This is a genomic window from Sphingomonas piscis (assembly GCF_011300455.1).
GTDB lineage: Bacteria > Pseudomonadota > Alphaproteobacteria > Sphingomonadales > Sphingomonadaceae > Sphingomicrobium > Sphingomicrobium piscis.
Genome location: NZ_CP049869.1, coordinates 1,059,900 through 1,080,852 on the forward strand (window position 1 = coordinate 1,059,900; position 20,953 = coordinate 1,080,852).

Sequence of the window (20,953 nt, forward strand, 5' to 3'; positions counted from 1 at the left end):
GTTATTCCGCGCCACGCGCCTATCTTGGCGTCGCGGCACTTTCGCCGGCAGCGGACGAAACCATGAACGAGAAAAAACCAGCCAACCCTTGGATGAAGACGCTCCTGATCTGGGCGGCCATCCTGTTCGGCCTCGTGGTCCTCGTCCAAATGATCGACAGTCCGCGGGCAACCGGTGGCCAGCCGATGAACTATTCGGAGTTCATGCGGCAAGTCGACGAAGGCAATGTGAATGCCGTGACGATGGCATCGGGCGCCAGCGGCAGCGCGACGATTTCGGGCAAGCTCAGGAGCGGTGAGACCTTCACCACTGTCGCGCCCCGTGACGCGACCGTTTCCGACAAGTTGCTCGGTAAGGGCGTCGCGGTCCAGGTCAAGCAGGAGGAGCAGTCGAGCTTTTGGCTCCTGCTCCTTTATCAATCCTTCCCCATCCTCCTGATCATCGGCGTGTCCTTCTTCATCATGCGCCAGATGCAGAAGAATGCCGGTTCGGGCGCGATGGGCTTCGGCAAGAGCCGAGCCCGCATGCTGACGCAGAAGGAAGGCCGTGTGACCTTCGCTGACGTCGCTGGCATCGATGAGGCTCGCGAAGAGCTTCAGGAGATCGTCGAGTATCTGAAGGATCCGGGCAAGTTCGCGCGGCTGGGCGGCAAGATCCCCAAGGGCGCGCTGCTGGTCGGCTCGCCCGGTACCGGCAAGACCTTGCTTGCCCGCGCCATCGCGGGTGAGGCAGGCGTGCCCTTCTTCACTATTTCCGGTTCCGACTTCGTCGAGATGTTCGTCGGTGTGGGTGCAAGCCGTGTCCGCGACATGTTCGAGCAGGCCAAGAAGTCTGCGCCCTGCATCCTCTTCATCGATGAAATCGACGCCGTCGGCCGCCATCGCGGTGCCGGCCTTGGCAATGGCAACGACGAGCGGGAGCAGACTCTCAACCAGCTGCTGGTGGAAATGGATGGTTTCGAGGCCAATGAGGGCATCATCATCATCGCCGCGACCAACCGTCCCGACGTGCTCGACCCGGCGCTGCTACGCCCCGGCCGCTTCGACCGCCAGGTCGTCGTGCCCCGCCCCGACATCGAGGGCCGTGAGCAGATCCTGGGCGTTCACATGAAGAAAGTGCCGCTGGCGCCGGACGTCGACGCACGTGTCATCGCGCGCGGCACGCCAGGCTTTTCCGGTGCCGACCTTGCCAACCTTGTCAACGAGGCGGCGCTGCTTGCCGCTCGCAAGGGCAAACGGCTCGTCGCGATGCAGGAGTTCGAGGAAGCCAAGGACAAGGTGCTGATGGGCACCGAGCGCAAGTCCATGGTGATGACCGAGGACGAGAAGAAGATGACCGCCTATCACGAGGCCGGTCACGCTGTGGTCGCGCTCCATGAGCCCGCATCCGACCCGATCCACAAGGCGACCATCATTCCCCGCGGACGTGCGCTAGGCATGGTGATGCGCCTGCCGGAGCGCGACAGCTACAGCTACCATCGTGACAAGATGTACGCGAACCTGGCCGTCGCCATGGGCGGGCGTGTCGCCGAGGAAGTGATCTTTGGCTACGATAAGGTGTCGTCGGGTGCCTCTTCGGACATCCAGTACGCCACCGGTCTCGCCCGCGACATGGTTACCCGCTGGGGCATGTCGGACGAGCTTGGGCCGCTTCAATATGCAGAAGCCGACGAGGAAGTCTTCCTGGGCTATTCCATGAACCGCCAGCGGCAGATGTCGAACGAGACGGCCCAGGCGATCGACAAGGAAATCCGCCGCATCGTCGAGGCCGGGTACGACCGCGCCAAGCATTTGCTCGAAGAGCATCGCGAGGAGCTCGAGACGCTGGCCAAGGCGCTGCTCGAATATGAAACGCTGAGCGGCGACGAGATCAAGACGATTCTCGGGGCGGCACGGTCGACCGCGGCAGTTCGTCGAAGCCGTCGATCCCTGCGGCGGGCTCATCGATCCCGAAGGCCAAGCGCCCGCAGGCAGGCCTCGGCGGCGCAGCGCCGGCCGGCGCCTAGGCATCCAACCGGGGTTAACCCGCAGCAGCCTCTTTGCGTCGTTCCGGCTTGGGAGCGGCGCGTGAGAAAATTGCTGACAGCATCGTTGATCGTCATGGCCGCTCCAGCGGCCGCGCAAACCATGAACGCGGACGTGTTTCACCGGCGCGCAACGGCACTGATGCGGAAGGGACCGCTGGCGCTTTTCTCACGCGGTGAAATCAATGCGCTGATGAACGAGGGGCAGGCTGCCGGCCGCGCTGTCAGCGCCCGGCGCAAGGCGGATGTGGCTGCTGGTCGCAAGCCGCGCTTTTGTCCGCCGGAAGGCGCCAAGCACAGCATGGCCAGCGACGAGTTCATGAAACGGCTGAGCGCGATTCCTGCCGCCCAGCGTGCCCGCATCGACATGACCGAAGCAACGACGCGCATTCTCGCCGGCAAATATCCTTGCCGCTAATGCGACACGCTCATGCCGACCATCAACGTCACGAAGACCGCCAGCACGATTAGGGCTGCCACTGATAGAACCAAGGTTCGAAGAGCAGCACCGATCCTGCTGCTCCCATACGCGCCGCGAAGCTGCCGGTACATGTGGATCGGCGGCACCAGCATCAGCAGCCCGGCAGCATTTTCCGCTCCGACAGCGGCCAGCAACGTGCCCGCGGCAACCAGCAAGGTCATGAAGCAAAGCGAATAAGTGACGAACACGACATGGTCGTAGGTTCGGAAGCGCCGGCTGAAGGGAAACAATAGCCACAGGAACGGCACGGAAAGCGGGATGATTGCCCAACTCCACTTATAGCTGTCGCTCTTAACCTTGTAGAGCAGGAGTTCCGGGTTCTTCCTCCCCTTCTGCCACGCCTCCTCGATCCAGGGTAGCGACGAGCTGAACCCCGCCGCCGCAGTGCGATCGAACGTCGCTTCGGCAATCCCTTGGTTCCGAAGACCTTGGATCACCTTCAGATCCTCTTGCTCCGACTGGATCTTCTTCTCGATCCTGGCGACTTCCGATGCCTTGCCCTTGTTGGCCTCTTTCTCCTGCATCAGCTCCTTAATCGTCACCTTCGAGTTCCGCTCGGCCTTGCCCAAGTCCCGCTCCACGTTCAGCTCGGGATTGGCATTGCCGGTCGCGTTCACGACGGCGAACATCAGGAAGACGGAGAACAGAAATAGCGCGATCGGCGACACGAAACTTGCGCGCTGCCCATCGATGTAGCGGCGGGTTAGACGTCCGGGGTGCCAGACAAGCATCGGCAGCGTCCGCCAGATCTTCCCTTCGAAGTGGAAGACACCGTGGGCCAGGTCATGGAAGAAGGCGCCGATCGTCCGATGAACATGGGCCTGCTGGCCGCAGCAATGGCAAAAGTCGCCGACCAGCGCACAGCCGCAATTCAGGCAATTGCGCTCATGCGTGTGACCGTCGTTTGCTTCGCCCGCCGATGGCTCGGCCGCACGCGCCAGCACGCCGCCGGTGGCAAGATCGCCGATTGCTTCCATTTCCCCCATGGTGCCACATTAGTCAGGGCTGCCTCCCCATGCTAGCGCCCTGCAAGCAATGAAGCGCATCGGACTTCTCGGCGGCTCCTTCAATCCGGCGCACTCCGGCCATCGGCGCCTCAGCCTGTGGGCGATGAGGGCGCTGCAACTGGATGAGGTCTGGTGGCTGGTTTCGCCGGGCAACCCGCTCAAGGATCAGCGCGACCAGGCGCCCTATGCGGCGCGGTTCGCCTCCGCCGAGCGGATGGCCCGACGCAGCCGGATCCGGGTCAGCGACTTTGAGCGGAAGGTCGGGACTCGCTTCACGGTCGACACCGTCACCGCACTTCGTCAGCGCTACCCGTCGCATCGCTTCATCTGGCTGATGGGTGCGGACATCTTGCCACAGTTCCACCGCTGGAAGGGATGGCGCGCCCTTGCGGCGGCGGTTCCGATTGCGGTGTTTCCGCGGCCGGGTTATGATCGCCTTGCCCATGCGGCACGCGCGATGGGATGGCTGCGGCGGTTCGTCCGCCCCGCACGTCAGGCGAGCGACTGGACGAAGTGGAGTGCACCGGCGATTCTGCTGCTTCGCCTGCCGCCCGACCCGACCTCCGCCACCCGCATTCGCGCGCTTCATCCCGACTGGCACCTGGTGACCGACTCGTCCGCCTACGGAACCGATCGGCTGCCTTGAGCCTTCTTGCCTTAGGAGACCACTTGCCCGACCCGACTGACACCGCATCGCCCGCCAAGCCCCCCATTGAAGTGGAGGAGCTGCACCGCCTAGTCCTGGAGTCGCTGGACGACGATCAGGCCGTTGAAGTCATCTCCATTCCGCTTGCCGGCAAGTCCAATATCGCCGACCATATGGTGATCGCATCCGGCCGCTCGACGAGGCAGGTTGCGTCAATGGCGATGAAGCTTGCCGACAAGGTGAAAGAACGGGTTGGCCGCACCCCACGGATCGAAGGGCTACCCGCTGCCGACTGGGTGCTGATCGATGCCGAAGATGTGATCGTGCATCTCTTCCGCCCCGAAGTGCGCAGTTTCTATAATCTCGAGCGTATGTGGGCGTTCGGCGACGAGGCGGAGCGGCCGGCGCAGCGCGCCGGAGCCTGAGCGCCTTTTGCTGCTGCACATCGTGGCGCGCGGCAAGATCGGCCGCTCGCCGGAAGCGGAGCTTGTCGGCCGTTATCTGAAGCGAATCGCCTGGCCGACCAAGGTCACCGAATTACCCGACACTGGCGGCTCTCCACCGCCACTGCAATCCAACAGCATTTCCGTCCTGCTTGACGAGCGCGGAGAGGCACTGTCCTCCACACAGCTGGCCAGCAAACTCGAACGCTGGCGCGACGACGGGAAGCGGGAGGCCCGATTCACCATCGGCGCCGCGGACGGGCATGGGGATAGCGCGCGCGGCGAGGCCGATCTCCTCGTTTCGTTCGGTCCGGCGACGTGGCCTCATCTGCTGGCTCGCGCCATGCTTGCCGAACAATTGTTTCGCGCCACATCGATCCTTGCCAATCACCCCTATCACCGGGATGGATAGCGCCATGCGTCGGCGCCTCCTGCTCATTCTGGCACCATCCCTCACCCTCGCGACGGCCAGCGCACAAACTCAGTCCACTGCCCCCACCCTCGATCAGGCGCTTGCCGTCGCTCGGGCCGAGGCTGCGGCCGCAGACCGCGACGTTCAGAAGCTCACCACTGCAGCCGAGACGGCGCGAACTCAAGCCGGCCGACTGCAAGCCCAGCAGCTTGCCGCTGCTCAAGCCATTGCCGCGGCCGAGGCTCGGATCACGGCCGCAGATGCCGAACTTCGGCTGATCGCTGCCCGCCAAGCCGCCCTGCGCGCGAACCTCGCTGAGCGCCAGCAGCCGGTAGCAGCGCTTCTCGGCGGCCTTGTCCAGATGACGGAGCGGCCCCCGATCCTGGTGATGGCCGATCGCCAACGCGCGACCGAGGAGCTGGTAGAACTTCGGATCCTGCTTGATTCGACCACACCGTTCATCACCAGACGCACGGAAGCGCTCCGGACCGAGCTGTCGGCAAGCGCTCGGTTCCGCCAAGCGGCAGCCCGGGCGCGCTCGCAACTGCGCGAGGGCGTCGCCCACCTTGCTGCCAAACGCCAGGAATTCGCTCAGCTTGAAGCCAAGGCTCTAAGCGCCGCCTCGGCCAGCGAGCAGCAGGCGCTGCAGGCCGGGGACTCGGCCATAGCCGCGTCTGAGTCGGTCGACGTGCTCAGCAGTGGCGGTGCGGCATCGTCCGCCGCAGTGTCCCTTGCCGCCGCGCTGGCCAAGGAACCTTCACCGCCGAAGGGACCAAGCCAAGGCACACCGCATGGTGCACCTTTCAGTTACGCGCTGCCGGCCGAAGCGCCGGTGCTCGCCGGGCTCGGGTCGGTCAGCGATAGCGGCGTGCGCTCGCGAGGGTTGATGCTCGGTACCCGCCGCGGCACGCCGCTCGCTGCGCCGGCCGCCGGAGTCGTGAAGTTCGCAGGTCCGTTCCGAAGCTACGACGGCGTGCTGATCATCGATCATGGCGGGGGCTGGCTGACCCTGGTGGTGAATGTCGCCACGCGCCTTCGCGGAGGCGAGCGCGTGGCGCTTGGAGCACCCATTGGCCGCGCGCTCGGGGCTATCGACGTCGAGCTGTCCAGTAATGGAAGGCGCCTCTCCCCCGCTCTCATCGCAGGTTCATCTGCGCCCCTGTCAAAGAGGCCGTCGAACGGCTAAATGAACTGTTCGACACAGGACGCGTGAATATGACCCGAACCCGCAAACTGCTTCCTCCTCTCGCCCTCGTCGGCGCACTGGCCCTGGTGCCGGTGGCGACCAGCGCGTTCGCCGCAGCGGACTCCGCCAATTACCAGGAGCTCGAGACGTTCATGAGCGTCTACGAGCGGGTGAAGGCGAACTATGTCGAGAAGGTCGACGATCATACGCTGATCAAGGGCGCCATCGACGGCATGCTCGCGGCGCTCGACCCGCACTCCAGCTATGTCGAGGCATCCGACTTCGATACGCTTCGTACGACGACGGACGGCAATTACGGCGGGCTGGGCATCACCGTGTCGACCGAGGACGGCGCAGTGAAGGTGATTGCGCCGAGCGAGGACACGCCTGCATGGCGCGCCGGGATCAAGGCCGGCGACTTCATCACCCATATCAATAGCGAGCTCGTCTACGGCCTCACTCTGGACCAGGCGGTCGAGAAGATGCGCGGTGCACCCGGCAGCGCAATTAAGCTGACGATCGTCCGTCCGGGCCGCGACAAGCCGCTCGAATTCTCACTCGTGCGGGAGCGGATCGAGCTTCGCCCCGTGAAGTGGGAAGTGAAAGACGGCATCGGGATCATCAACATCAACACCTTCTCCGGCAATGTCGCGGACGCGACCAAGGCGGCGCTGGTGGCGGTGGACAAGGCGACGGGTGGCAAGCCGCTCGGCTACGTCATCGACCTTCGCTCCAACCCCGGCGGCCTGCTCGACCAGGCGGTCGAGGTCAGCGATGCCTTCCTCAACCAGGGCGAGATCGTCTCTCAGCGCGGCCGGGAGAAGACCGACATCGAGCGTTATTATGCGACCCCCGGCGACATGGCGCATGGGCTGCCGGTCATCGTCCTTGTCGACGCGGGCAGCGCGTCCGCGTCCGAGATCGTCGCCGGTGCCCTGCAGGACCACCGACGGGCGCTCATCATGGGCGAGAAGAGTTTCGGCAAGGGATCGGTCCAGACCGTGGTTCAGACCGGCCCGAGCAGCGCGCTTCGGCTGACCACGGCGCGCTACTACACCCCGTCCGGCCGATCGGTGCAGGCCGGTGGGATCGAACCCGATATCGCCGTGCCGCAGCTGTCCGATCCGGATTACAAGGACCGCCCGACGGTCCGGGAAGCGGACCTTCGCCGCCACCTGATCAGCCAGGCCAATGCCGACGACAAATTGCTGCAGCACGACGACAAGACCGACCCGCGTTTCACCGCGAGCGCGGCGGAGCTGGAGAAGCAAGGCGTCAAGGATTTCCAGCTCGACTATGCGCTCAAGACGCTGAAGCGCCTGGCGCCGGCCAGGCAGGCGACGGCCGCCGTGACGAGCGCCAAGAAGAGGTCCTGATTTGGCAAGCGGTGCGGCCCTTGCGGTGAGTGACGGCCGCGGCTTTTCCGTGCGGACGGGCGCCGCTCGCCTGCTGGCACTGCTGATCCCCGGCGCCCTGCTTGCAGCCGCCTTTGGGTCGGAGAAGTTCGGCGGTCTGTTCCCGTGCGAAATGTGCTGGTGGCAGCGCTATGCCCACTTCGCGGCGCTCGGTCTTGCGGCTGTTGCGTTCACGGCTTCAGCCACCACTGGCCGGTCGCGTCTGCTTACGGGGCTCGCGGCCGCAGCCATTGCCGTGTCGGGGGCCATCGGCGTGTATCACACGGGCGTGGAACTGAAGATCTTCGAAGGCCTGACGACCTGCACCTCGACGGCCTCGGGTGCGACAGCAGCCGATCTGCTGAAGTCGATCCTCGAAGCGCCGGTGGTCCGCTGCGATCAGGTGCAATGGTCCTTTCTCGGCATCTCCATGGCGGGATGGAATGCGATCATCTCGCTAGCCGGTGCGGCAAGCGTCGCATTCCTCCTTCGCCGCGAGCGGCGTTCATGAACGGGTGGAAGCCGGGCGACAGGCGACCTGACAGCGGCTCCATGCTTCGCGTCAACCAGGCGGGTGAATATGGCGCCACCCGCATCTACGCCGGGCAGCTCGCCGTTCTTCGCCGCAACATGCCGGCGTCCAAGCTGATCGCGCGGATGGCGGCACAGGAAGAACGTCACCTAAAGCGCTTCGACGCGCTGCTGTCGGAGCGGCGCGTTCGGCCCACCCTGCTTCAGCCTGTGTGGAATGTCGCAGGCTTCGCGCTCGGCGCTGCGACGGCGCTGATGTCACCGGAAGCGGCAATGGCCTGCACCGATGCGGTCGAAACCGAGATCGACAAACATTATGCGAGCCAGCTTCGCGAGCTGGGCGAGAATGATCCGGAGCTTGCCGGCGACATTGCCGACTTCCAGGCCGAGGAGCTTGAGCACCGCGACACCGCGCGCGAAGCAGGCGCGACGAATGCCGCAGGCTACCCGCTGCTCACTGCGGTGATCCGTGCCGGATGCCGGGCGGCCATCGAGCTGTCAAAGCGCATTTGAGGAACTCGATGGGCGGCTCGCCCCTTGTAGCGATTGAAAGGATGGCTAGGCCATGTTGAAGATCACCACTCCCCTGGCGCTTGCGGCCATTGTTCTGGCGGACGCGGCAGCTATTCAGGCGCCGGCCACGGCGCAGACCAACAGCCGCGGCGAAATCATCGTCTATGGCGACGATCCCTGCCCCCGCCCGGAAGGCGAGGTCATCGTCTGCCGGCGCCGGCCAGCCACTGAACGTTACCGGATTCCGGAAGCTTATCGTCCTACCGGCGATCGGCAACAGACGCAGGGCTGGGTTGGCCAGCAGCAGGCGCTTCGGACCGTCGGCGCGACCGGCACCGGCAGCTGCTCGGAAGTCGGCCCAGGTGGCCATACCGGCTGTCTGCTGAGAGACATTCAGAACAACGACGCCGCGCGCGAGGAAGCTGACGAGGCGGATACGGCACCTACTCGCCGCTAAGCTTAAGGGAACTTCGTTACGGGTTCGAAGCTTCTAGCTTCGGGCCCTTGGAGTTTCCCGTATGCGTCGGTCGATCTTGCATAGGTGTTACCGATGAAAGCGCTCGCGGCGGCCGGGCTTCCTGATGATCTCGCTCGCGAAAGCAAGTTCCAGAACCTGACACGCGTCGGCTTCCTGGCGCGCGGCTTGCTCTACATCCTGATCGCCTGGCTCGTGATCCGCACCGGCCGGACGGAGGACCTCACCGGGGCGCTGGAATATGTCGGCAATGGCTCCGGACGAATGTTACTGGTGGTCATTGCCGCAGGGTTGGCCGCTTATAGCTTGTGGCGTTTTGCCGATGCCGCGCTCGGTCTCGAGAACCCTGGAAGCGACGGCAAGAGCCTGCGGAAGCGTGCCGCCGCTGGCGTGGTCGGGATCATCTACCTTTTCATGGCGTACAAGGCGGTTCGCGTGCTCGTCGCCGGCCATGCCGATGCGATGACCCCGCAGCAGCAGGCGGATCACGTCCTCGATTTCCCGGGTGGCGCCTGGGTCCTTGGCCTTGCCGCTGCAGTCCTGATCGTTGCCGGGCTCAACCAGCTACACAAGACGGTGAAATGCTCGTTCATGAAGCCGCTGGACAGCGATGCCATCTCCCCCGTCGTCAGGTGGCTTGGACGGCTCGGATATGCCGCACGCGGTGTCATCTTCCTTATTGCCGGATGGCGCATCGGGCACGCCGCGTTGAACCACGACTCGCGGGAAGCTGCCGGGTTGGAGCAGGCGCTCGACTTTCTCGACGGACCCGCGCTCTACGCGGTTGCCGGGGGTTTGGCCTTGTTCGGGGCCTTCAGCATTGTCGAGGCGCGGTACCGGCGAATTCACCACCCGCCGGTCGACAGTATCACCGACAAGGTACGGGATAAGGTCGGGGGTTAGCGTCTGTTTTCAGCACCTTGGCTGGACTCTACCAACGTAAGAACATATTGTGAACAGGTGGCGCAGCTCGACACCCAGGCCAAGTTGGCAATCCTTGCGGATGCGGCGAAATATGATGCGTCATGCGCGTCATCCGGCACGTCCAATCGGGACAGCCGCGGCGGCAAGGGTGTCGGATCGAGCGAAGGCATGGGCATTTGCCACGCTTACGCTCCTGACGGGCGTTGCATCAGCCTTCTAAAGATCCTGCTGACCAATAGCTGCATCTTCGACTGCCATTACTGCATCAACCGCAAGAGCTCGAACGTGCGCCGCGCGCGCTTCACGGCGGAAGAGGTCGTGAAGCTCACGCTCGCCTTCTACAAGCGCAACTATATTGAGGGGCTATTTCTCTCATCCGGGATCATCCGCTCATCCAACTACACGATGGAGCAACTGGTGGAGGTCGCGCGCAGCCTGCGCGAGGATCATGACTTCCGTGGCTACATTCACCTGAAGACCATCCCCGATGCCGATCCGGAACTGGTGCGTCAGGCAGGGCTTCACGCGGACCGGGTCTCGATCAACGTCGAATTGCCAACTGCTGAAGGATTGACGCGCCTGGCTCCGGAGAAGAGCGAGCGGCAGATCGAAGGTGCGATGGGCAGCATGAAAGGTGCAATTGTTGACGCGAAAGATGCGTCCAAGCGCTTTCGTTCGGCACCGCGATTTGCCCCTGCGGGTCAGTCGACCCAGATGATCGTCGGTGCGGACAGCGCCAACGACCGTGACATCGTCAATCGCGCAAGCCAGCTGTATGGCCGCTTCGACCTTCGGCGCGTCTATTACTCCGCATTCAGTCCTATTCCGGACGCCAGCGCCGTTTTGCCGCTGAAACGGCCGCCACTGATGCGCGAGCATCGGCTTTACCAATCCGACTGGCTGATGCGCTTCTACGGCTTCACGCCAACGGAGGTGGGTGCAGCCGCGGAAGACAATGGCATGCTGCCGCTCGACATTGATCCCAAGCTTGCTTGGGCACTGAAGTTTCGCGAGCAATTCCCCGTCGATGTGAACCGCGCATCGAAGGAGCAACTGCTCCGCATTCCCGGTCTCGGGACGAAGGCTGTCAGCCGCATTCTGTCCTCGCGCCGCCTGCGCAAGCTCCGGCTCGACGATGTCGGGCGGCTTACCGTGTCCATTGCCAAGGTGCGGCCGTTCATTGTCACCGCCGACTGGCGGCCGACATTGCTCACCGACCGCGCCGATCTCCACACCATGCTTCGCCCGAAGACCGAGCAACTGGAACTCTTTTCCGCTGCCGCTTAGGCTGAAGCGGCAGGAGGTTGCCGATGAAAATGTTGATGATTACCGCCACGCTTGCCGTGGCCATGCCAGCCGGTGTGGACGCGGCAGGTTGGCAGCGCATCTTCGACGGCAAGACGCTGAAGGGCTGGACGCCCAAGGTCACCGGCGCCCGCGCCGGCGTGAATTGGGGCAACAGCTTCAAAGTCCGCAACGGCGCGATTCGGGTCGACTATGCGGGCTGGAAGCGCTTCGACAAACGCTTTGGGCACTTGGCGTACAAGCGGCCGGTCGGCCCGTTCCGCCTGCGCTTCCAGTACCGCTTCTTCGGCAAGACTCTGCCGGGCACCGAGGCCTGGCAGGGAAGCAATAGCGGCGCGATGCTGCTCGCCCAATCGCCCTGGAGCATGAGCCGCAACCAGGAATTTCCCGTCAGCCTGGAGATGCAGCTGCTCGGCGCCGACCGGGCGGACAAGCAGCCCACTGGCAACCTGTGCACGCCGGGCACGAACGTCGTCATCGGCGGCAAGCTGGAGACGCAACACTGCCTGCTGTCGAGCAGCCCGTTGATGGCCAACGGGCGGTGGATCAACGTCGAGGCCGAGATGACGCGCGAGGGCCGTGTCACGCACTGGATCAACGGTAAGACGGTGTTCCAGTTTTCCGACCCGCAATACGATCCGACCGACAAGGACGCGAAGCCGCTGATCAGGGCGGCGGGCGGCAAGCTCCGTATCCGTAAGGGCTACATCTATCTGCAGAGCGAAGGTCATCCGGTGGAATTCCGCAACATCGAGCTGATGGAGCTCAAATGGTTGCAGCCGAGGCGTGCGCCGCGCGTTGCCGCTTCTGAATTAGCGGGAGATTTTCATGACCGACCAGCCGACCGTGACGTTGAACGACGGGCGCACCATGCCGCAGGTCGGCCAGGGCGTATTCCTCGTCCCGCCGGAGGAAGCGCGAACCCTGGTCGAGACGGGCATCCGGCTAGGCTACCGTCACATCGACACGGCGACCTTCTACCAGAACGAGAGCGGTGTCGGCGAAGCGGTGCGGGCGTCTGACGAGACCATCTTCGTCACGACCAAGCTTTGGAACGGCGAGCAAGGCCGCGACCGCACGTTGGCGGCGTTCGACCGCAGCTTCAACGAGCTCGGGCTCGACTGGATCGACCTCTACCTGATCCACTGGCCGGTGCCGTCGCAGGACCTTTACGTCGAGACCTGGAAAACATTCATCGAACTGCAGCGGGAGGGACGGGTCAAGTCGATCGGCGTGTCGAACTTCCAGGTCGAGCATCTGGAGCGGATCGTCGGCGAGACCGGCGTCGTGCCGGTCACCAACCAGATCGAGCTTCACCCGGGTCTGCAGCAGAATGAGCTCGTCGAATACCATCGCGAACATGGCATCGCGACCACCAGCTGGTCGCCGCTCGGCCGCGGCGCGATGCTGGAAGAGCCACTGCTGGCTGAAATCGCAGACAAGCACGGCAAGAGCGTCGCACAAGTCATCCTGCGCTGGCACACCGAGCGCGATCTGGTCGTCATTCCGAAAGCGTCGAGTGAGGGCCGCTTGCGCGAGAACCTCGACCTGTTCGGCTTCACTTTGGACGAAGACGATATGGCCAGGATCGCGAGCCTGGATCGCGACCAGCGCATCGGCCCGCATCCGAACTCGATGTAGATGGCGGCAGGCGTGTCGGCTGCCGAGTTGCGTCAGGTGCGGCTTTCCGCGCCCGACGACCTTGAGGGCTGGCGTGATGCGGCGCGAAGCCTCGCGGAAGCGGAGGTCCGGCCCGAGCAGGTCGTTTGGGAGGTGGAAGGCGGGGCGCAAGATTTGTTCGCCGTGCCGGCGCCCGCAACCGCGGCACCGAGCTTCGCCGTTCCCCGCGCTTTCTTCGATCTCGCCAAATCCGCGATCTGCCACTCGGACCCGGAACGCTTCGCGCTGCTGTACGAGTTGCTGTTTCGCCTCCGCCAGGATCGACGCGCGATCGAGGACGCGGCCGACCCGCTCGTGCGGCGCCTGCAGAAGCTCGCCAAAGAGGTCCGCCGCGACATCCACAAGATGCACGCATTCGTCCGCTTCCGCGAAGTGGAGCAGCCGGACGGAAGCGTTCGCTTCGTCTCCTTCTTCGAGCCCGACCATCATATCGTCCGAGCTGCGAGCGGCTTCTTCGTCCGGCGCTTCACCAACATGCGCTGGTCGATACTGACGCCCGAACTGTCGGTTCACTGGGATGGCGAGACGCTTACCGAGGGTCCTGGCGCGCAGCGGTCGGAGGCACCGTCGGGCGATCCGCTCGAGGACATGTGGAAGACCTATTGCGCTTCCATCTTCAACCCGGCGCGCCTGAAGATCGGCGCGATGCTGAAGGAGATGCCGAAGAAATATTGGCGCAACATGCCTGAGACCGCGCTCGTTCAGCCGCTGATCGCCGGTGCACAGGCGAGGGAGGCGGAGATGATTACCAAGTCACGTGAGGCGAAGGAGGTTGCAGCAGCTGGCGAGCGCGAGGCGCTGGCGGCCGAGCGGCGGCTGGAGCCGGGGAGCAACGTCCGCAAGGCTTGGGAAGCGTTGATGGAGGAAGCGCGCGGCTGCACCCGCTGCGACCTCTATAAGTGCGGCACGCAAACGGTGTTCGGGGAGGGTCCGCTCGACGCCACCATCCTGTTCGTCGGCGAGCAGCCGGGCGACCAGGAGGACCTTGCCGGACGGCCCTTCGTCGGTCCCGCGGGCCAGCTGTTCGACGCCTCGCTCCAGGCGGCGGGCATCGACCGAAGCACCACCTATGTCACCAACGCGGTCAAACATTTCAAGTTCGAGCAGCGCGGAAAGAAGCGCATTCACTCCAAGCCAAACGGCTATGAAGTCGATGCCTGCCGCTGGTGGCAAGAGCAGGAGCGTGGTCTCATCAAGCCACCGCTCACCGTTGCGCTCGGCGCCACCGCGGCCCGCTCGCTGACCGGCAAGACGGTGACGATCAGCAAGGTCCGCGGGTCCCCGCTTGCGCTCGCCGACGGGAGTGAATGCTGGGTCACCGTGCACCCCAGCTTCCTCCTCCGCATCCCGGAAGAAGACCGCCGCCACGACGAACGCGCCCGCTTTGTCGAAGATTTGAAGCAGATCCGGACCCGCGCGGCGGAACTCGTCTCCTAAGTGTCCGCCCAGCGGCGGAGCAGATTGTGGTAGGTGCCCGTGAGAGAGACGACCGCCAGGTCGTCGTCGCCCAGTTGGGCGGCAAGGGTGCGGATGGCGGCGTCCATGTCGAGGAGAAGGGTTCGTTGGCCGTCGTCACGGACCATCGACTGGATCCAAAAGAAACTCGCCAGCCGCTCCCCGCGCGTCACCGGTTCGACACGGTGGAGGGAGGTTGCGGGATAAAGGATCATGTCGCCCGCGGCGAGCTTCACCTCATGCGCGCCGTAGCTGTCTTCGATCACCAGTTCGCCGCCGTCATAATCGTCGGGATCGCTGAGAAAGAGGGTGGACGACAGGTCAGTGCGGATCTTGCCACATCCGTCCGGGAGGTAGCGAATGGCATTGTCGACGTGGTTGCCGAACCGGTGCCCCGCCGCCGCCTCGTAGCGATTGAATAGGGGCGGGAAGATGCTCTGCGGCAGGGCCGCCGACATGAACAAGCCGTTTGCTGCGAGGGCGTCTAGAATGATGGTGCGTGCCGCCGCGGCCTTCTCGCAGCCTGATGACAACTGCTGGTTGCGCTTCACCAATCCGGACTGCCGCCCAGCGGTGACACCGCCGTCCTGCCAATCGCCCTCCCCGATCAGCCGGCGAACTTCGACGAGTTGATCAGGTGAGAGTGCGGCAGGGACGGCGACGAGCATCGCGCCTCCTTACATTCCGAAGGAGAGCGTGGCGATGGCGCTGCGGCCTGGGCCGGGCACGAAGTGGCCGCCGCCGATTTGGTCCGCATAGCGCTTGTCGAAGATGTTGAAGACATTGGCCCGCAGCGTCGCGTTGCGCGTCACCTTGTAGCCAAGTGTCGCGTCGGCAACCCAATAGCCATCGACGCGACGCCGCGTGCCGCCGTTGGAATTGGTGAAACGCTCGCTGACAAAGCGCGCACCGCCGCCGACCTCCACCCCTTGAGGCAGGGTGTACAAGCTCCAAAGCGTTCCGCTGTGCTTGGGCACATTGCCGAGCGGGTTGCCGACCTCGGCAGGAACTTGGGAAGAGCGAATTTCGCTGTCGAGATATGTGTAGCTGCCGACCACCTGCCAGTTCTTGGTGATCCGGCCGGTCGCGCCGAACTCGAACCCGTCGACGCGCTGCTTGCCGTCGAGGACGAAGATGGTCCCGCCGGGCTCGGTCGTGCGCGCGTTGGTCTTGTCGGTGCGGAACAACGCCGTCGTCAGCAGCAGCTTTCCACGGAAGCCGTCCCACTTGGCGCCGACTTCATAGGTCCGGCTGCGTTCCGGCTTGAGCTCGTCCAAGGACTTGTTGGGCGTCGTTTGCGTCATGTTCTCGATCGACGGGTTCACCGATGTGCCGGCGCCGACGTACAGGCTGAGTGAACGCACCGGCTTGTAGGTCGCCCCCGCTCGCCACGTCAGGTTCTTGTCGGTCCGTGCAATGGGTCCGGTCGTCGCCGGGTTGGCGGCGATTTGTGACGGGGCAGGCGTGAAGTCGCTCTTGTAACGCTCCCAACGAAGACCGCCGGTCACCAGGAAGCGCTCGCCCAGGTGCGCGGTGTTGAAGGCGTAGACCGCAACGGTGTCGGCCTCCGCGCGGACCACATCGCCTGGCGTGTCGATCACCGATCCATTCCACGGGCGGGTCGGATCGGGATCGAACAGGTCGGTCGGAGTTCCGCCCGTGATGGTCCGAAGCTGGTTGCTGCTGCGCTCCTCTGAGATCTCCAGGCCGACGATTGCGTCATGGCGGATGGTCCCGGTGTCGAATTTCGCGAACAGATTGGATTGGTTGAGCAGGATCTTGTCGAGCATGTCGCGCGACTGGGTCTGCGGCGTAATCAGCGTGCTGTTGTTCGCCACGAAACGTGGGGAAGAGTAAATAGAGTCGCGCGTCGCTCGGCCGTACCGCGTCGTATTCGCAAGGCGAATATCCGGCGTCAGGTCGTGCTCCAGCGCGAAGGTCGCGATGTTCGCCGCCGTCTTCTCGTAATCGCGGTTCGTCAGGCCATAGTAATTGTCGTAATCCACCGGCGCGGGCCGATCATCATATTGCGCAGGGATTGCCGTGTTCGCCGCCGGGACGAACGGAATGCCGTAATCGGGCTGATTGTCCCCATCGAGGCGGTAGTAGGAGAGGATCGCCCGCGTTTTCGTTCCCAGTCCGACCGCGATTGACGGCGCAATGCCGAAGCGCCTGGTCTTCACATAGTCGCGTCCGGGCGCGTCTGCGTTGTGGTAGAGCATGTTCAGGCGAAGCGCCGTGCCCGCGCCCACGCCAAGCTCTTCGCCGCCGACATTGAAGTCGGCCGTGATGCGCTTGTAATCCGGTAGACCCACCCCGACGGTGCCGCCGACGAAGGTGCCGAGCTTCGGCTGCTTGGAGAACAGGTTGATGTAACCGCCCGTCGAGCCACGGCCGGTTTGCGCCGAGGCGGGACCCTTCACCACTTCGACCTGTTCGACGTTGAACGTGTCGCGCGTGTAAGCGGCGAAGTCGCGAATGCCGTCGACAAAGATGTCGTTGCGCGCACCGAAGCCGCGCAGCGTAAGGTTGTCACCCGCCGGGCCGCCGCCGCCCTCGCCCGCCGCCATGCTAATGCCCGACACGTTCCGAAGCACGTCGTTCAGCGTGGAGGCTGCCTGCTGCTCGATGATTTCGCGCGGAATGATGCTGATCGACTGCGGCGCATCCCGAACGTCGGGAAGCCGGCTGTTCAGCGTGTTGATGCGAAAACGTTCGCCGGTGACGACGATGTCATCGCGTGGAGCCTCCGTCGCCGCGACAGTTGCCGAAGCGGCATCAAGCGTTGCCACCGAGATCGGCTTCGATGTTGCCTCTCCATCCTGAGCTTGGGCTGCCGTTCCCAACGCCATTGTGGATCCGGCGAGTGCGACGGCGGCCTTCCTGTACGAGCGGATGCCCGTACGCGGCTGAAGACGATCAAACATGCTACCCCTTGCTATTGATAATCACTCTTAACTCGGAGCAGCTGATAATCATTCGCAATAAGGATGCAAGCTCGAAACGACCGTCCCGGCAAGCAGCGAACACTAAGCAGTTTAGGATGTTGGATTTATTCTGCGGCGAGAAGTGTTTCGGCGCCGCCGAGGTCGACCGACACCAACCGGCTGATGCCCTTTTCGATCATGGTCACACCATAGAGTCGCTGCATTCGGCTCATGGTCACTGCATTGTGGGTGACGATGAGATAGCGCGTGTCGGTCTCTCTCGTCATCTGAGCGAGCAAGTCGCAGAAGCGCTCGACATTGGCATCGTCCAGCGGCGCATCGACTTCGTCCAGAACGCAGATAGGCGCCGGGTTGGTCAGGAACAGAGCGAAGATCAAAGCCACCGCCGTCAGCGCCTGCTCGCCGCCGGATAGAAGCGTCAGCGCCGACAGCCGCTTGCCGGGCGGCTGGGCCATGATCTCGAGCCCGGCTTCCAGCGGATCGTCGCTCTCGACCAACTCCAGATGGGCCTGACCGCCTTCGAACAGGGTGGTGAATAAGCGCCGGAAGTGATCGTTGACCTTCTCATAGGCGTCCAGCAGCCGGACCCGGCCTTCCCGATTGAGGCTGCCGATCGAACCGCGAAGCCGGTGTATCGCTTCTGTCAGTTCCTCTGCCTCGGCCGTACCCTTGCCGCGCGCTTCTTCGATCTCGGCAAGCTCCTTCTCCGCGACGAGGTTGACGGGTCCGATCCGTTCCCGCTCCGCCGTCAGCCGCTCCAGTTCCGACGATTCAGCGTCCGAATCGCGCACCTCCGCCGGATCGAAACCAAGTTGCACCGGCAGCCGCTGCGGCACGCATTCGAAACGCTCCAGGCAGATGCGCGCATATTCGGCGCTTCGCGCCTGCTGGGCCTCGGCGCGCGCTGTTGCCGCCGCGCGCTGCTCACGTGCGGCCGCCACGCGCTCACCGGCAGCGGCAAGCGCAACGGCTGAAGCCTGGACATCACGGTCGGCGCTCTGTTCGGCGTCGGCAGCCTTGGCAACAAGCGCCTCGGCCTCGGCGCTTCCCCGCTCCAGGCTTGCGATCTCCTCGTCGAGTGCCTCGGGTTCCTGTTGAAGCGCGCGGCGTTCGTCGGCCTGATCGGCGCGGCGCTGCGCGGCGGCAGCTATTCTTTTCTCAGCTTCCGAATCCCGTCGCCGCCACTCGCCCTCTTCGCGGCGGGCGGCGCTCTGCCGCTCGCGATCGGCCGCCGTTTCGCGCGCGCGGGTTGCAGCCTCTGCCCGCTTGTCGGCGACCGCCGCGCCGGCCGCCGTCGCAGAACTGCGGCGCTCGCCGACCTCCTTCTCGAGCACCGCAGGGTCCGGTAGCGCCTGGAGCGACGCCTCGGCGCTCTCCAGCGCCTCGTGCGACGCGGACAATACCGGATCGAGATCGGCAAGCCGCTGCTCCAGGCCGCTACGTTGCGCCGCCAGTCGCTCGATCGCGGAAACAGCGCTGTCGACTGCCCGCGCCGCCTCGCGGGCCTCGGCATCGGCAGCGGCGCCAGCAGCCCGCGCCGTCTCGCCGAGCTTCCTAAATCGCTCGACCTCCTGAAGCGCATGCTCGCGGCTTGCGGCGGCGGCGTCGACTGCCTGCTCCAGCGCGGGTAGCTCACGGGCCAACTCCGCCAGTCGATTCTGCCGAACGAGGCGCTCCGCGGCTGCAGCCCCGACACCTGTTGCGACGAATCCATCCCAGCGCCGCATGCGGCCGTCGCGGGTCACAAGCCGCTGGCCAACCGCGAGGTCCACACCATTGTCGGTTTCGACAACGCCGACTTGCAGAAGCCGTCTCGTGAGCTCTGCCGGCGCAGTGACATGGTCGGAAAGCGGAGTGATGCCGCCCGGGAGTGCAGGGTCGTTGGCGGCCATTGCCGAGCCTATCCACCCGCGCATGCCGCCGGCCCCAATCGGTGCGTCGGCATCGTCGCCGAGGGCAGCGGCAAGCGCATGCTCGAAACCCGGCTCGGCCGATAGACTGGCGATCACCGCTGCGCCGCCCTTGTCGAGCGCCCTGGCTAGCGCATCATGTTCGGACTTTGCCGATGCCAAGGTGGCTCGTGCGGTCGCAAGATCGCTTTCCGCGGCGTCACGCGCTGCAGCCGCACGCGCGCGGCCTTCTTCTGCCTCCTGCTGCTGCACCTCCGCAGCAGCGGAAGTCTTTGCGGCATGCTCCGCCCTCGCTTCCGCATCCGCCTGGGCCGCCTGGAACGACGATCCGTCGCCGAGCTGCGCCAATTGTTGCGCGAGTCGTGCCCTCTCCGCCTCCGTCCGCGCCAGCTGTCCCCGCGCCGCCTCGACTGCCGCTTCTGCGACTCGCCGCTCCGCGCGCATTGCTGCCTGGCGCGCCAGCAGGTCGGCCAGTGCGGCTTCCGCGTCTCGAGAGCGCGTCTCCGCATCGGTCAGCTCCGCCGCAATCCGCGCCGCGCTCGCTTCCGCATTCTCGAGGCGCTGGGCAAGCGCCGTAGCTTCCGCCTCAAGCTGCGCGATTGCGGTCTGCGCGTCGCTCTTCAGAGCCTGTTCGCGCTCCATGTCGGCGTTGAGCGACTGATCAAGGCGGTCGAGTTCTGTCAGTCGGCGCGCAACGGTATCGCGGCGCGCACGGGCGGCCGCCAGCTGATGCGCCAGCCGGTGCCCGGCTTCCCTCGCGTCGACCAACTCGGTTCGGCGGGCGTTCAGCGCACGAGCAGCAAGCAATTGAGCGGACTGCGCCTGCTCCACCTGGGTCTGGAACTCCGCGACCTGCCGGTCCGCTGCCCGCGCTTCTTCCGTCGCCGTCGCTGCCGCTCGGTCGGCCTCGGTCCAACGAGCATGAACCAGCCGCGCTTCCACAAGGCGGATCTTCGCGCTGATCTGCTTGTATCGCTCGGCCGCTCTCGCCTGCCTCTTCAACGCTGCCGTGCGCGCTTCCTGCTCACTGAGGATCTCCGCCAATCGGGCAAGGTTAGCCTCCGTGGCGCGAAGCTTCTGCTCCGCATCCTTGCGGCGAGCGTGCAGGCCGGAAATGCCGGCTGCTTCTTCGAGCATCTGCCGTCGCTCGGTCGGCTTGGCGGCGATCACGGCGCCGATCCGGTTCTGGCTGACCAATGCCGGCGAATGAGCGCCGGTGGCGGCATCCGCGAACAACAGGGCCACGTCCTTTGCCCGCACGTCTCGCCCGTCGAGGCGGTATGCGGATCCGGACCCACGCTCGATCCGGCGCGTCACTTCGCTCTCGCCGCCCATCGAGCTGTCGGTGGGCTCGCGTTCGATGAGGATAGACACCTCGGCAAAGTCGCGGGGTGCGCGGGTCGCCGTGCCGGCGAAGATCACATCTTCCATGCCGCCGCCGCGAAGCGACTTGGGACTGCCCTCGCCCATCGCCCAGCGAAGAGCTTCCAGAAGGTTGGACTTGCCGCAGCCATTGGGCCCAACGATGCCAGTCAGCCCCGGCTCGATCCGGAGCTCCGAAGGTTCGACGAAGCTTTTGAAGCCGCTAAGCTTCAGTCGCTTGATCTTCACTCGCCCCCC

18 protein-coding genes and 1 pseudogene are annotated in these 20,953 nt (G+C 64.7%); 15 read left to right on the forward strand and 4 right to left on the reverse strand.

The window, feature by feature from the left end; all coding sequences use genetic code 11:
* Positions 1-62: 62 nt before the first annotated feature.
* Together ftsH and G7077_RS14075 are read left to right on the forward strand one after the other, a co-directional pair.
* Positions 63-2,005 (forward strand): annotated as a pseudogene (gene ftsH, locus G7077_RS05195) (ATP-dependent zinc metalloprotease FtsH).
* A 61-nt stretch (positions 2,006-2,066) separates the two neighbouring features.
* A complete protein-coding gene (locus G7077_RS14075; protein ID WP_246167397.1) occupies positions 2,067-2,441 on the forward strand; it encodes a hypothetical protein in 375 nt (124 codons plus the stop codon).
* Here G7077_RS14075 and G7077_RS05200 read toward each other — a convergent pair.
* Positions 2,438-3,490 (reverse strand): DUF3667 domain-containing protein, encoded by a 1,053-nt coding sequence (locus G7077_RS05200; protein WP_166410788.1) that lies wholly within the window; start codon positions 3,488-3,490, stop codon positions 2,438-2,440. The two genes, G7077_RS14075 and G7077_RS05200, sit on opposite strands and share 4 nt — an antisense overlap.
* A 49-nt stretch (positions 3,491-3,539) precedes the next feature.
* Between G7077_RS05200 and G7077_RS05205 the strand changes: the two genes are divergently transcribed.
* From G7077_RS05205 to G7077_RS05260, 13 genes are all read left to right on the forward strand, one after another.
* The gene (locus tag G7077_RS05205) at positions 3,540-4,157 is read left to right on the forward strand and encodes a nicotinate-nucleotide adenylyltransferase (RefSeq protein WP_166410789.1); all 618 of its coding nucleotides are present in this window, start codon (positions 3,540-3,542) and stop codon (positions 4,155-4,157) included.
* 23 nt (positions 4,158-4,180) lie between these two features.
* The gene (gene rsfS, locus G7077_RS05210) at positions 4,181-4,582 is read left to right on the forward strand and encodes a ribosome silencing factor (RefSeq protein ID WP_246167398.1); all 402 of its coding nucleotides are present in this window, start codon (positions 4,181-4,183) and stop codon (positions 4,580-4,582) included.
* Between the two features lie 7 nt (positions 4,583-4,589).
* Complete coding sequence (locus G7077_RS05215) at positions 4,590-5,012, forward strand: 23S rRNA (pseudouridine(1915)-N(3))-methyltransferase RlmH (RefSeq protein ID WP_166410790.1); 423 nt, start codon at positions 4,590-4,592, stop codon at positions 5,010-5,012.
* A gap of 4 nt (positions 5,013-5,016) precedes the next feature.
* Positions 5,017-6,198: a murein hydrolase activator EnvC family protein gene (locus tag G7077_RS05220; protein ID WP_166410791.1), complete on the forward strand. Its 1,182-nt coding sequence runs from the start codon at positions 5,017-5,019 to the stop codon at positions 6,196-6,198.
* Between the two features lie 29 nt (positions 6,199-6,227).
* Positions 6,228-7,574: a S41 family peptidase gene (locus G7077_RS05225; RefSeq protein WP_166410792.1), complete on the forward strand. Its 1,347-nt coding sequence runs from the start codon at positions 6,228-6,230 to the stop codon at positions 7,572-7,574.
* A 25-nt stretch (positions 7,575-7,599) separates the two neighbouring features.
* On the forward strand, positions 7,600-8,103 hold the full coding sequence (locus G7077_RS05230; protein ID WP_246167399.1) for a disulfide bond formation protein B: 504 nt from the start codon (positions 7,600-7,602) through the stop codon (positions 8,101-8,103).
* Complete coding sequence (locus G7077_RS05235; protein ID WP_166410793.1) at positions 8,100-8,636, forward strand: demethoxyubiquinone hydroxylase family protein; 537 nt, start codon at positions 8,100-8,102, stop codon at positions 8,634-8,636. Before G7077_RS05230 ends, G7077_RS05235 begins: the two co-directional genes overlap by 4 nt.
* A 52-nt stretch (positions 8,637-8,688) precedes the next feature.
* The gene (locus tag G7077_RS05240) at positions 8,689-9,093 is read left to right on the forward strand and encodes a hypothetical protein (protein ID WP_166410794.1); all 405 of its coding nucleotides are present in this window, start codon (positions 8,689-8,691) and stop codon (positions 9,091-9,093) included.
* Between the two features lie 93 nt (positions 9,094-9,186).
* Positions 9,187-10,014: a DUF1206 domain-containing protein gene (locus tag G7077_RS05245; RefSeq protein ID WP_166410795.1), complete on the forward strand. Its 828-nt coding sequence runs from the start codon at positions 9,187-9,189 to the stop codon at positions 10,012-10,014.
* A gap of 57 nt (positions 10,015-10,071) precedes the next feature.
* Entirely contained in the window at positions 10,072-11,322 is a 1,251-nt protein-coding gene (locus G7077_RS05250) for a putative DNA modification/repair radical SAM protein (protein WP_166410796.1), read from the forward strand.
* Positions 11,323-11,345: 23 nt separating this feature from the next.
* Positions 11,346-12,362 (forward strand): 3-keto-disaccharide hydrolase, encoded by a 1,017-nt coding sequence (locus G7077_RS14495; RefSeq protein ID WP_246167401.1) that lies wholly within the window; start codon positions 11,346-11,348, stop codon positions 12,360-12,362.
* Entirely contained in the window at positions 12,301-12,981 is a 681-nt protein-coding gene (locus tag G7077_RS05255; protein ID WP_246167494.1) for an aldo/keto reductase, read from the forward strand. The genes G7077_RS14495 and G7077_RS05255 overlap by 62 nt, the downstream gene beginning before the upstream one ends.
* Before the next feature lie 27 nt (positions 12,982-13,008).
* Complete coding sequence (locus G7077_RS05260) at positions 13,009-14,457, forward strand: UdgX family uracil-DNA binding protein (RefSeq protein ID WP_166412338.1); 1,449 nt, start codon at positions 13,009-13,011, stop codon at positions 14,455-14,457.
* Here G7077_RS05260 and G7077_RS05265 read toward each other — a convergent pair.
* The 3 genes from G7077_RS05265 to smc form a co-directional block, all read right to left on the reverse strand.
* Entirely contained in the window at positions 14,454-15,143 is a 690-nt protein-coding gene (locus G7077_RS05265) for a Fe2+-dependent dioxygenase (RefSeq protein WP_166410798.1), read from the reverse strand. The genes G7077_RS05260 and G7077_RS05265 overlap by 4 nt on opposite strands.
* Before the next feature lie 9 nt (positions 15,144-15,152).
* Entirely contained in the window at positions 15,153-17,402 is a 2,250-nt protein-coding gene (locus tag G7077_RS05270) for a TonB-dependent receptor (protein ID WP_166410799.1), read from the reverse strand.
* Positions 17,403-17,527: 125 nt separating this feature from the next.
* Positions 17,528-20,944, reverse strand: coding sequence for a chromosome segregation protein SMC (smc, locus tag G7077_RS05275; protein WP_166410800.1), 3,417 nt, complete (start codon positions 20,942-20,944; stop codon positions 17,528-17,530).
* Positions 20,945-20,953: the final 9 nt, after the last annotated feature.

What these genes read in the sequence shown, in the direction of transcription:
- G7077_RS05200 (WP_166410788.1), bottom strand. Translation starts at nt 3,490, where the DNA reads ATGGGGGAAATGGAAGCAATCGGCGATCTTGCCACCGGCGGCGTGCTG.
- G7077_RS05205 (WP_166410789.1), top strand. Translation starts at nt 3,540, where the DNA reads ATGAAGCGCATCGGACTTCTCGGCGGCTCCTTCAATCCGGCGCACTCC.
- G7077_RS05220 (WP_166410791.1), top strand. Translation starts at nt 5,017, where the DNA reads ATGCGTCGGCGCCTCCTGCTCATTCTGGCACCATCCCTCACCCTCGCG.
- G7077_RS05225 (WP_166410792.1), top strand. Translation starts at nt 6,228, where the DNA reads ATGACCCGAACCCGCAAACTGCTTCCTCCTCTCGCCCTCGTCGGCGCA.
- G7077_RS05235 (WP_166410793.1), top strand. Translation starts at nt 8,100, where the DNA reads ATGAACGGGTGGAAGCCGGGCGACAGGCGACCTGACAGCGGCTCCATG.
- G7077_RS05240 (WP_166410794.1), top strand. Translation starts at nt 8,689, where the DNA reads ATGTTGAAGATCACCACTCCCCTGGCGCTTGCGGCCATTGTTCTGGCG.
- G7077_RS05245 (WP_166410795.1), top strand. Translation starts at nt 9,187, where the DNA reads ATGAAAGCGCTCGCGGCGGCCGGGCTTCCTGATGATCTCGCTCGCGAA.
- G7077_RS14495 (WP_246167401.1), top strand. Translation starts at nt 11,346, where the DNA reads ATGAAAATGTTGATGATTACCGCCACGCTTGCCGTGGCCATGCCAGCC.
- G7077_RS05265 (WP_166410798.1), bottom strand. Translation starts at nt 15,143, where the DNA reads ATGCTCGTCGCCGTCCCTGCCGCACTCTCACCTGATCAACTCGTCGAA.
- G7077_RS05270 (WP_166410799.1), bottom strand. Translation starts at nt 17,402, where the DNA reads ATGTTTGATCGTCTTCAGCCGCGTACGGGCATCCGCTCGTACAGGAAG.